At 59.3% G+C, this 9,342-nt stretch carries 12 protein-coding genes; 7 read left to right on the top strand and 5 right to left on the bottom strand.

Annotation, left to right across the window (positions count from 1 at the left end):
- Window positions 1-113: 113 nt before the first annotated feature.
- From HKK80_RS06255 to HKK80_RS06240, 4 genes are all read left to right on the top strand, one after another.
- Complete coding sequence (locus HKK80_RS06255; protein ID WP_411798757.1) at window positions 114-1,820, top strand: methyl-accepting chemotaxis protein; 1,707 nt, start codon at window positions 114-116, stop codon at window positions 1,818-1,820.
- 52 nt (window positions 1,821-1,872) lie between these two features.
- The gene (locus HKK80_RS06250) at window positions 1,873-2,130 is read left to right on the top strand and encodes a hypothetical protein (protein WP_411798756.1); all 258 of its coding nucleotides are present in this window, start codon (window positions 1,873-1,875) and stop codon (window positions 2,128-2,130) included.
- 53 nt (window positions 2,131-2,183) lie between these two features.
- On the top strand, window positions 2,184-2,396 hold the full coding sequence (locus tag HKK80_RS06245) for a hypothetical protein (RefSeq protein ID WP_411798755.1): 213 nt from the start codon (window positions 2,184-2,186) through the stop codon (window positions 2,394-2,396).
- A 64-nt stretch (window positions 2,397-2,460) separates the two neighbouring features.
- Window positions 2,461-3,822 carry a cytochrome P450 gene (locus tag HKK80_RS06240; protein WP_411798754.1) on the top strand — a complete coding sequence of 454 codons (1,362 nt, stop codon included), beginning with the start codon at window positions 2,461-2,463 and terminating at the stop codon, window positions 3,820-3,822.
- A gap of 14 nt (window positions 3,823-3,836) precedes the next feature.
- Here HKK80_RS06240 and HKK80_RS06235 read toward each other — a convergent pair whose 3' ends face one another.
- The gene (locus tag HKK80_RS06235; RefSeq protein ID WP_411798753.1) at window positions 3,837-4,370 is read right to left on the bottom strand and encodes a 2'-5' RNA ligase family protein; all 534 of its coding nucleotides are present in this window, start codon (window positions 4,368-4,370) and stop codon (window positions 3,837-3,839) included.
- A gap of 95 nt (window positions 4,371-4,465) precedes the next feature.
- On the opposite strand from HKK80_RS06235, the gene HKK80_RS06230 reads away from it, so the two are divergent.
- Entirely contained in the window at window positions 4,466-5,623 is a 1,158-nt protein-coding gene (locus tag HKK80_RS06230; RefSeq protein ID WP_411798752.1) for an SPFH domain-containing protein, read from the top strand.
- Here the strand turns inward: HKK80_RS06230 and HKK80_RS06225 are convergent, their stop codons facing one another.
- Window positions 5,624-5,908 carry a hypothetical protein gene (locus tag HKK80_RS06225; RefSeq protein WP_411798751.1) on the bottom strand — a complete coding sequence of 95 codons (285 nt, stop codon included), beginning with the start codon at window positions 5,906-5,908 and terminating at the stop codon, window positions 5,624-5,626.
- Between the two features lie 215 nt (window positions 5,909-6,123).
- Between HKK80_RS06225 and HKK80_RS06220 the strand changes: the two genes are divergently transcribed.
- Window positions 6,124-6,789, top strand: a complete 666-nt coding sequence (locus tag HKK80_RS06220; RefSeq protein ID WP_411798750.1) for a DUF502 domain-containing protein — start codon at window positions 6,124-6,126, stop codon at window positions 6,787-6,789.
- A 103-nt stretch (window positions 6,790-6,892) separates the two neighbouring features.
- On the top strand, window positions 6,893-7,111 hold the full coding sequence (locus HKK80_RS06215; RefSeq protein WP_411798749.1) for a DUF433 domain-containing protein: 219 nt from the start codon (window positions 6,893-6,895) through the stop codon (window positions 7,109-7,111).
- Window positions 7,112-7,241: 130 nt separating this feature from the next.
- Here HKK80_RS06215 and HKK80_RS06210 read toward each other — a convergent pair whose 3' ends face one another.
- The 3 genes from HKK80_RS06210 to HKK80_RS06200 form a co-directional block, all read right to left on the bottom strand.
- Window positions 7,242-7,685 (bottom strand): hypothetical protein, encoded by a 444-nt coding sequence (locus tag HKK80_RS06210; protein ID WP_411798748.1) that lies wholly within the window; start codon window positions 7,683-7,685, stop codon window positions 7,242-7,244.
- Window positions 7,686-7,892: 207 nt separating this feature from the next.
- Window positions 7,893-8,522, bottom strand: a complete 630-nt coding sequence (locus HKK80_RS06205) for a hypothetical protein (protein ID WP_411798747.1) — start codon at window positions 8,520-8,522, stop codon at window positions 7,893-7,895.
- Between the two features lie 90 nt (window positions 8,523-8,612).
- Window positions 8,613-9,161 (bottom strand): hypothetical protein, encoded by a 549-nt coding sequence (locus HKK80_RS06200; protein WP_411798746.1) that lies wholly within the window; start codon window positions 9,159-9,161, stop codon window positions 8,613-8,615.
- Window positions 9,162-9,342: the final 181 nt, after the last annotated feature.

Here is a 9,342-nt window from a genome sequence, read left to right as displayed (position 1 = left end):
ACGTCGCGACCATCGACCAGTTGAACGCGCCGCAATCCTCGCTCACGTGATCGTGCTCGCCGTCGACAGCGGTGGGAGAAAGATTAATTTGTATAACAGAGTATCATGATAGTATGACGCTTCCTTTTCGACGCGTTTGTCGGTCAGTGTGGGCCGCGTTGATCGCCCGACTCCCCGGCGATAGTTCGGGTTCGGCCCGTTCTGAGACCGATGTCTCGCCTCGATCAGTTCCTGACGGTGGCGTAACGATCGCCGATGACCCTGATGCGGTGGAAACTCAGCAGGCCGATACCGCTGGTTCAACGGCAGCCGGCGGCGACAACACCTCTGACGCCGACACAAGCGGTACAACGATCGAACCCGTTGTTGACACCGATGAACCGGCTGCTGGCGACACTGAATCGCCAGCCGTCGTCGACTTCGATCACACAACTCTCCTCAACAGCCTCGATCGCCCGGCGTTCATCCTCGACGCCGACGGCGAGCTGTCGGCGTGGAACGATCCGCTGACAGAGCAGTTCGCCGACGCCGGTGCCGAGCTCGACGCCGAGACGGTCGCCGACCAGCTGACGATCGAGGACGCCGAGCTGACACTCGCGGAGATGGTGGCGGCCGAACCGACCACCGCCGACAGCGAGTTCGGGATCACCCTCGCCGACCGCGACCGGTTCCTGTATCGGGACAACGGGACGATCACCGGCGATGGCGGGGCGCACATCGAGACGACCGCCCGGCCGCTGTTCGGCGACGGCGACGAGGTCGCCGGGGTCATCCAGATCATCACGGATCGAACCGCCGACCACCGCCGCCAGGAAGCAACCGAGGAGCTTGTCAGCGAGCTTCGGTCGACGCTGTCAGGGCTTGCCACCGGGAACCTCGGCGTGCGCGCCGACCCACCGGCTGACACCGACCCGCTTGCCGATGGGCTGGGCGACGTTGTGAGCGAACTGAACGAGGCGATCGAGCAGCTCGAATCGATGGCCGGCGGGATCGAACGCCAGACCCGCCAGCTTGACGAGTATATCGAGGCCGCCGACACGGCAGCCGACGATATCGCAACCAACGTCGCCGAACAGAGCGAACTGCTTGATGAGAGCGTCGACGAGATGCAGTCCTTCTCGGCGAGCATGGAGGAGGTCGCCTCGACGGCCGAGGAGGTCGACACCGCCGCCGAGGAGGCCCGTGATGCCGCCGAAAACGGGCTGGAAGCCAGCGAGGGCGCGAAGGATGCGACCGACGAGGTCGTCGAGATCGGTGACGAACTTGTCGAGCAGGTCACCGCCCTCGGCGAACAGATGGACGACATCGAGGCGGTCGTCGAGGTCATCGACGACATCGCCGAACAGACCAACATCCTCGCGCTCAACGCCAACATCGAGGCCGCCCGCGCCGGCGAGGAGGGTGATGGCTTTGCGGTCGTCGCCGAGGAGGTCAAGAATCTCGCCGACAAAACCCAGACCCACACCGAGGAGATCGCCGACAGCATCAACCGCCTCCACGAACAGACCGACGAGACGGTTGCCTCGGCGACCGAATCCCACGAGCAGATCGGCCATGCCGGCGAGCAGATCGCCGACGTGCTCGATGCCTTCGAGGAGATCGCCGACTCGATCGACCAGGCGGCAAACGGGATCGCGGAGGTCTCACGGGCGACCGACGAGCAGGCCGCGACCGTCGAGGAGCTGACCGCGACCCTGGAGACGGTGCGGGATCGCTCGGCCGACACCGAGGACGCAACCGAGGAGATCGTCGAGGCCACCGACGAACAGCGCGCTGCCGTCGAGGAGCTGACCCGCAAACTGCGCCAGCTCCAGCGGTAGTCCCCGTTCTCTGAGCCGACAGTTCCATTTGGCCGGCGGTTCACCACCGAGTATGCCACGGCTCTGGCTGGTCGAACGCGAGTACGACGACCGCAACCTGATCTCGTTTGTGTATGCGACGACTGACGGCACCAAGCAGCTCCGCAAGGAGCTGTCGGCCACGCTGCTCCAACAGCGGAGCGAGCCGATCACCGCCGCGATCGAGGTCGACGAGGACGACGTTGCCCCGGTCGATCCCGACCAACAGGAGCGGTATGCGACGGAAGCCAAGTCGGTCGCCGAGAACAACGAGCCGGATGAGCCGATATAAGTAGATCGCTTCTCCCGAGACCTTTTTGCGGATGACCGACAACATCTCCCTCAATGCAACTCGATCAGGTTCGTGCGACGTATCTCGACAACGGCCTCGCGGATATCGGCCGGATCGTCGCGGCGACCCCGGCGATGGTCTTCTTTCTGTTGTCGCCGCGAACCGGCTTCGAGGATGAGCCGCTGGGGAAGCTCTACGCGCTCGGCGGGCTGGTGTACCTGCTTTTGTTGGTCGGTGGCTTCTTGCTGCTTGGCGCGCTTTTCTGACGCCCGCTGCCGCCTCGCCGGCGGTCGGCCGAACCCTTAATCTCGTTCATCCCCAACAGAATCTATGAGTATTCGGCCCCCGGGTCCGCAGGGTGTCCCGCTGTTCGGTAACGGCCAGCAGTTCGCCGATGACCCCTTCCAGTTTATGACGGCGTGTGCCGACGCCTACGGCGATGTCGTCGCCTTCGATCTCGGCCCGATCCCGTTGTATATGCTGACGAACCCACAGGACATCAAGCGCGTCCTTGTCACCGAACCCGACCGGTTTCCGAAGCTGGATCTCGGCGACGACGCGATCTACGAGCTCCTGGGTGATGGCCTGCTGTTGAGCGAGGGCGAGACATGGCAGCAACAACGCAAGCTGGCGAATCCCGCTTTCCACGGCCGTCGCATCCGGACGCTCGGCGACATGATGGTCGAGCACACCGAGTCAGCGATCGGCGACTGGAACGACGGCGACCGTCTCGACATCCAGATCGAGATGGCCCGGCTCACGGTGCGGATCATCGTCACCGCCATGCTGGGAACCGATATCAGCGAGGAGCGGGTGCAGCGAGTTCAAGAAAATCTCGAACCGCTGGGCGCGCGCTTCGAGCCCGATCCGTTCCGCCGGCTGATCCCCGACTGGGCCCCGACCGCCGAGAACCGCGAGTTCCGGGCGGCGATCGACGATCTCGAATCGGTGATCGACGAGATCGTCGCCGACCGCCGTCGGCGCGGCTACGAAGCCGGCGCGAAGACCCCCGTCGACGCCGATACCGACGAGCCGATGGATCTGCTGTCGCTGTTGCTCCGGGCGAAGGATCGCGGCGAGCAGACCGACCGACAGATCCGCGATGAGATGATGACGATGCTGTTGGCCGGCCACGACACGACCGCGCTCATGCTGACCTACACGTGGTATCTGCTCTCCCAACATCCCGAGGTCGAGCGTCGCCTCCATGCCGAACTCGATTCCGTCCTCGATGGGTCGACGCCGACGGCGGCCGACGCCCGACAGTTGGAGTACACCGAGCAGGTGCTCAACGAGGCGATGCGGCTCTACCCGCCGGTGTACACCCTGTTCCGCGAGGCGACCGCCGATGTCAAGATCGGCGGCTACCGCATCCCGGCCGGCAGCGGCCTCATGCTGCCGCAGTGGGTCGTCCACCGGTCGCCGCGGTGGTACGACAATCCCGAACAGTTCGATCCTGATCGCTGGACACCGGAGCGGGCGGCCGACCGACCGCGGTTCTCATTCTTCCCGTTCGGTGGCGGCCCCCGACACTGCATCGGCAAGCAGTTCTCGATGCTCGAAGCGAAACTGATCCTCGCCACTGTGGCCCAGGAGTACCGTCTCGACTACCTCGGCGACGCCCTGAATCTTCGCGGGTCGTTGACGATGCACCCCAAGGAGCCGGTGGCGATGCGGCTGGAATCGCGGTAACGCCCTGAGAGCCATCAGGCCGGCAGCCCGAACCGCGCCGCCGGCTCGCGGTGGCGAGCGTCCCAGATCACGAGCTCCGAAACCGTCCAGGTAACCGGGTCGATCTCCTGTTCTCGCAACTGCTCCGCGGCTGCTGCTGCCGCGGTCGACCCGCCGCGGGCCAGCGTGACGTGTGGCGTGTAGTCGTCGCCTTCGAGTCCATCGACCATCCCAAAGGCATCGGTCAGCGTCCGATGAATCCGGTGGAGCCCGGGGCTCTCAACTCGGAGATAGACCACTGGGCCGTCGCCACGAACCGGCTGCTCGAAGGCGTCGACCCCGGTGACCTTGGCTTCGACTGCGGGCAGCCCGCTGATCACCGGTCGCAGCCGTTCCTGCAGTGTCGCCAACTGATGTTCCGGATGGCCGTTTGCCAGCTCACTATCCGGAAATCGCTTGACGACGAGCGTGTGGTCGTCCCGAACCTGCTCGAAATCGAGGAGCCGCGGCTGGAGATCGCTGGCGAGCCGCTTGACAGCTCCCGGAACTGGGGCGTTGAGGCTGAACACACACCCGCTCGGTTCCGAGAGCGCAAAAACACTCCTTTCGTGTCGACCACACCACCGGGGGATAGGCGTAAGTGTCGCCATCGCCTTGATCCGGTATGTCCTCCCGCTCGGAGTTCGAAGAACTCACCGCCCTCACCGACGACATCCCCGATGGTGTCTGGCGAACGGTGGCCGCTGCCGGGGCCGCCCTCGTCGGGCTGTTGGTCTTCGCCAGCCTCGATCCGATCGTTGCTGTCGGTGTCCTCGCGGTGTTCGTCCTCGCGGTGACGCTCGTCAGCGCGGTCGAGATCGTCGATGCCTACGAGAAGCGCGCGCTGACCGTGTTCGGCGAGTACCGCAGCCTGCTTGAACCCGGGCTCAACCTGGTTCCGCCGTTTGTCTCCCGCACCTACGCTTTCGATGTCCGCACCCGCGTCATCGACGTGGCCCCACAGGAAGCGATCACCCGCGACAACTCGCCGGTCACGGCCGACGCCGTCGTCTACTACCGCATCGTCGACGCCAAGAAGGCCTTCCTGGAGGTTGACGACTACGAAACCGCGATCTCGAATCTCGCCCAGACGACGCTCCGGGCCGTGTTGGGCGATATGGAACTCGACGACACGCTCTCCCGACGCGAACTGATCAACAGCCGCATCCGCCGCGATCTCGACGAGCCAACCGACGAGTGGGGGATCAGTGTTGAGGCTGTTGAAGTCCGAGAGGTCAGCCCCGCTGCCGGCGTCAAAAGCGCGATGGAAGAACAGAGCTCCGCCGAGCGTCGCCGCCGGGCGATGATCCTCGAAGCCCAAGGTGAACGCCGGTCGGCCGTCGAAACCGCCGAGGGTGACAAACAGGCCGACATCATCCGGTCGCAGGGTGACAAACAGAGCCAGATCCTCGAAGCCCAAGGTGATGCGATCTCGACTGTCCTGCGCGCGAAATCCGCCGAATCGATGGGCGAACGCGCCATCATCGAACGCGGGATGGAAAGCCTCGAACGCATCGGCCAAGGCGACTCCTCGACGTTCATCATCCCGCAGGAACTCACCTCGCTGGTCGGTCGCTACGGTGGCCACCTCAGCGGGAGTGACATCGGGTCGGCGGCCTCAGCCCTCGAAAGTCGTGATTTTGACGAGGAAACCCGGTCGATCCTTGGTCTCGACAGTATCGACGAACTCCTGACGAATCTCACGGAGGCCGACCACTCGAACGTCGGTGTCGAGGTCGACGACGAGGAAGCTGAACTCGAACCCGAAATCGAGACAGAGTAGCTATTCGGCGTTGTCCCAGTACTCGCGCCACTCCCGCAGCGGGACGCGCACCTCGCCAAGGCTGACGGTCACGTCGCCGTCGAACTTCCAGCGGGCGGTGTCGGCGTCGGGGTGCATCCGCATCGGCACGTCGAGGGTTACGTCGTCGAGTTCGCATTCGAGTGCCTCCCCGTTGTCGGCGAGCTCCCCGGTGAGGTGATCGATCAGATCGAGCCAGCTGTCGACCGCCGGCGGCGGGTCGGTCTCCTCGAACTGCGCGCTGGCGTCGGCCGACGATGAGTCCATATCTACTCTGTCGTGGTGCACGGGCAAAGGCGTTTCCGCGGTTCCCGGCGGGCGATGATCGCGTGTCGCTGTCGCATTCAGGTTCCGTTTCGGGTGCAACGGCCCTTTCACTCAGTCTGGTCATACCCTTACCATCGGCTGAGCGACGTACACCGTGCGCTCGCGTCCTCCCCCTCTGTAACCTTCTTTATCCTCCAACGACACGTCTGGGGTAGATGTCAGAGCACCATCTCAAAACGAGGTTTCTGACGGGGATCGCCGTGGTTATCCCGCTCGCTGTGTCAGCGTGGGTGCTGTTGTCACTGTTTAGTTTCGTCGGCGGGGTTCTCTCACCGATCAGCGGGATACTCTCGGAGCGTGGCGTTGAATCGGGCACCGTCGTGATTATTATTCAGGCGTTGAGCGTGGTGCTCATTGCGATCCTCGTGTTGGTTATCGGCACGATCGCCCAACAGCAGGTCGGCGAGAACATCATCAAAACGGTGGACAGCTACGTGACACAGATCCCGGGCATCGGATCGGTCTATCAGACGACGCGGCAGATGAGCGATCTGGTGTTGGATCCCAGCGAGGATGGCGCCCAGTTTCGGGAGGTGAAACTGGTCGAGTTTCCGGCCGACAACGCATACACCCTGGCGTTTCTCACGTCGGAATCGCCGCCGGAAAGCATCGGGACGGCCGCCAACCGTCTCATGGGCGACGATGCCGAAGCGTATCAGACCGTCTTTCTCCCGATGGCTCCCAATCCGGTGATGGGCGGGCATCTCACACATGTCCCGGTCAGCAGGATCGAAGATGTCGATATGACTGTTGAACAGGCCGTCCAGTATATCCTCACGACCGGGATCGTGAATACAGATGCGTCGGCTGAACGTGTGTGATAGTACACACCCAGACAACTGCTGAATTTGCTCGGTTCAGCAACGGCCCGTCTCACTCGGTCTGTCCATACCCTTATTGACGATGCCGCTCGAACAATGATGTATGCGGATCGTACAGGACGCGGCCCACAGCAACGGTGCGCCCACGATTGAGGGCACCGGCGTCCGCGTGAAAGACGTTGCGAGCGCGTACGAACACAGCGGCTACGAGCCCGACGAAATCACGCAGTTGTACCCCGATCTCTCGTTGAGTGACGTGCATCGCGCACTCGCGTACTACTACGACCACATCGACAGCTTTCGGTCGCTGGATCATTACTAAAATTAGCTTTGTACGTTCAAATAGGTGTGTGACGTAGGCGGTAGCAAGGAATATAATAGCGATCAGGGATTTCTATGGGGTTGACGTGCAAAGATAGATTAAAATTATTGACTGAATGGCATTATTTCGGTCATATGACCTCAATTGTCAACAACTTGGTGTCGTCATTGAGTGCATCTTTAATATAAAGTTGAGGTTCAAGTACCCCTTGCTGATCGCCCTCATCTATTATTTCGAGGGGGAAATATACATCATGATTTCGGACTTCATTGCATACTATCTGATTTTTGTCGGACTTATATTTGGAGTTGCCGGGTGCAAAACGCGGCTTTACGCTCAACGGCCCAGTTGGATCTAATTTTAGACGATACTCATCAATATCCTTGTCAAAATACGCATTTATGTGCGCAAGGGCAACCGGATCTTCATGATGATCAAGATCACGAAGCCGCAGTAAATTTTTGTGCTCTAGCCGATGATCTATGGATTCCGGTTCGATGGGGTTCCAGTCGATAACTACGTGGAAGGGTTTGTTCTGATGCCAATAGAGGATCATCGGACCAATCAAGCTCAATAGAGCGAGTCCGACTAAGAGTGCATATGGAATAGCAGATCCAATGATAGGGAGTGTGACTGCACTGGGGATTGTAGACGAGATCCAGAAGAAAGACGATAGCGGAGAACTGTATGTGAAATAGATACTCCTGCTATACTCTTTCAAAAATAGATACAGGTTGTGAGGGAGAATTCCTTCCCAGTCTGGTGAACGAGACATATCTATTCAGTCTGTCATCACGATCTCAAAATTTTGAATTACGTACTCACGCGCTTCGGGATTATCTGGTTCAATTTTAAGAGTATCATCATTGTACCGCACACTGATTCCATCCTCATGATCGAACTCCATCTGCGCTAATTCAATATGATACCGATCCCGTAGTTCTTCCCAATCGACATCAAGCTGGTTAGCAGATTCAACGCGTCCACTTGGAGTAATGACCTTTACTTCGAGTAGACTATCAGCCCTTTCCACGAAGTCCCATGCTTGCTCCTGATTAGGTACGAACTCTCGGCTGATGTCTGAATCACTGTTGATTACCTGATCAATGGCTTCAAAGATTTTCTTCGGACGGGGCCTATCGCTCTCAGTGCGCAGGATCGCTAACCCTGATTCAGTACGTAACTGGAACTCTCCCTCACCTATTTCTGAGCTCCCGATACGGGGAGATGATTCATACCGGTAGTGACCACGTATAACGTCCTGAGTAGAGAACGGGTAATCATCCAACCGCTCAAAAGTGCTGGGACTCTCTGGTGGCTGAAGCTCTATATATAACTCGTCAGATTCCTCTGATTGAGGGGCTTCGAGAGAGGCCGTGACGGATGCTTCTCGGACGCTTTCAACCCCCATAGTCAGACACCATTTATTTCATCCTGATCGTTCATCGGTCTTGTGGGCATCCGTTTCAGTTGGTTATCCATGGTTATTATTATACGGGTGTTAGAGGTAATCGAACTCGGTTGGATCTGCCCTTTCATTTCGCTTCTCTTCGTATTCTTCGATAAGGTCGTCAACGTCAAAATTGAGGTCGACGTTGTTCCTCGCCGCTGTCCCAGCTAAGTCGTCGAAGAACTTGAATGGCGGGTACTTGTCCACGTCATCCATTTCGTCCCGCCATTCTTGATAAAGATCAGTAAATTCTCGGACAAACAAGAGGCCAAGGAGAGCCCGTTTGAGATACGTTTCTGCATCGTCAATCGACCCTTCCACCTTGATGTGGATTCTCGATGATTCGACCTGTCTACTCGTGGTCTGTATCTCTGCTTTCAGAGAATATCCGTTCAAGCTGAACCAGCCTTCCATCATCCGGAAGTCCATCTCTTGCAACAGGGCAGCGATAATGGGTAGCGACTCACCGATGTTTGTGGAGTCTTCTACACGACCACGGTGCCCATACTGTTCTAAATCACCCTGCACTTCAGATGAATTCAATTGATCGATACTGATTGCTCCCGGTATTCCATCATCCGCGTAGTCATACTTGTACAACAGCCATAGGAGGAAATCTGGGTCGAAGGAAACCTCTGTTACATCTGCATCTTCACCCAGCGCGGCATTGACCCGTCCCTCGGTTTCTTCTACTCTCGTCTGAGTGTAGCTTCAGACTTAGACTGTCTAGTTTAACCTCTCTGGGAGCATATCTACAGGAATGAGCCGGAAACAGCACGTT

The sequence above is a fragment of the Halonotius sp. F2-221B genome, assembly GCF_046719765.1.
Lineage (GTDB): Archaea > Halobacteriota > Halobacteria > Halobacteriales > Haloferacaceae > Halonotius.
The sequence above is the reverse complement of the archived record's forward strand: the minus strand, read 5'-3'. Positions and strand labels throughout refer to the sequence as shown.

Excerpts from the sequence above, each read along its gene's own strand:
- HKK80_RS06250 (WP_411798756.1), top strand. The coding sequence starts at position 1,873 with ATGCCACGGCTCTGGCTGGTCGAACGCGAGTACGACGACCGCAACCTG.
- HKK80_RS06215 (WP_411798749.1), top strand. The coding sequence starts at position 6,893 with ATGCGGATCGTACAGGACGCGGCCCACAGCAACGGTGCGCCCACGATT.
- HKK80_RS06255 (WP_411798757.1), top strand. The coding sequence starts at position 114 with ATGACGCTTCCTTTTCGACGCGTTTGTCGGTCAGTGTGGGCCGCGTTG.
- HKK80_RS06230 (WP_411798752.1), top strand. The coding sequence starts at position 4,466 with ATGTCCTCCCGCTCGGAGTTCGAAGAACTCACCGCCCTCACCGACGAC.
- HKK80_RS06220 (WP_411798750.1), top strand. The coding sequence starts at position 6,124 with ATGTCAGAGCACCATCTCAAAACGAGGTTTCTGACGGGGATCGCCGTG.
- HKK80_RS06245 (WP_411798755.1), top strand. The coding sequence starts at position 2,184 with ATGCAACTCGATCAGGTTCGTGCGACGTATCTCGACAACGGCCTCGCG.
- HKK80_RS06225 (WP_411798751.1), bottom strand. The coding sequence starts at position 5,908 with ATGGACTCATCGTCGGCCGACGCCAGCGCGCAGTTCGAGGAGACCGAC.
- HKK80_RS06240 (WP_411798754.1), top strand. The coding sequence starts at position 2,461 with ATGAGTATTCGGCCCCCGGGTCCGCAGGGTGTCCCGCTGTTCGGTAAC.
- HKK80_RS06205 (WP_411798747.1), bottom strand. The coding sequence starts at position 8,522 with ATGGGGGTTGAAAGCGTCCGAGAAGCATCCGTCACGGCCTCTCTCGAA.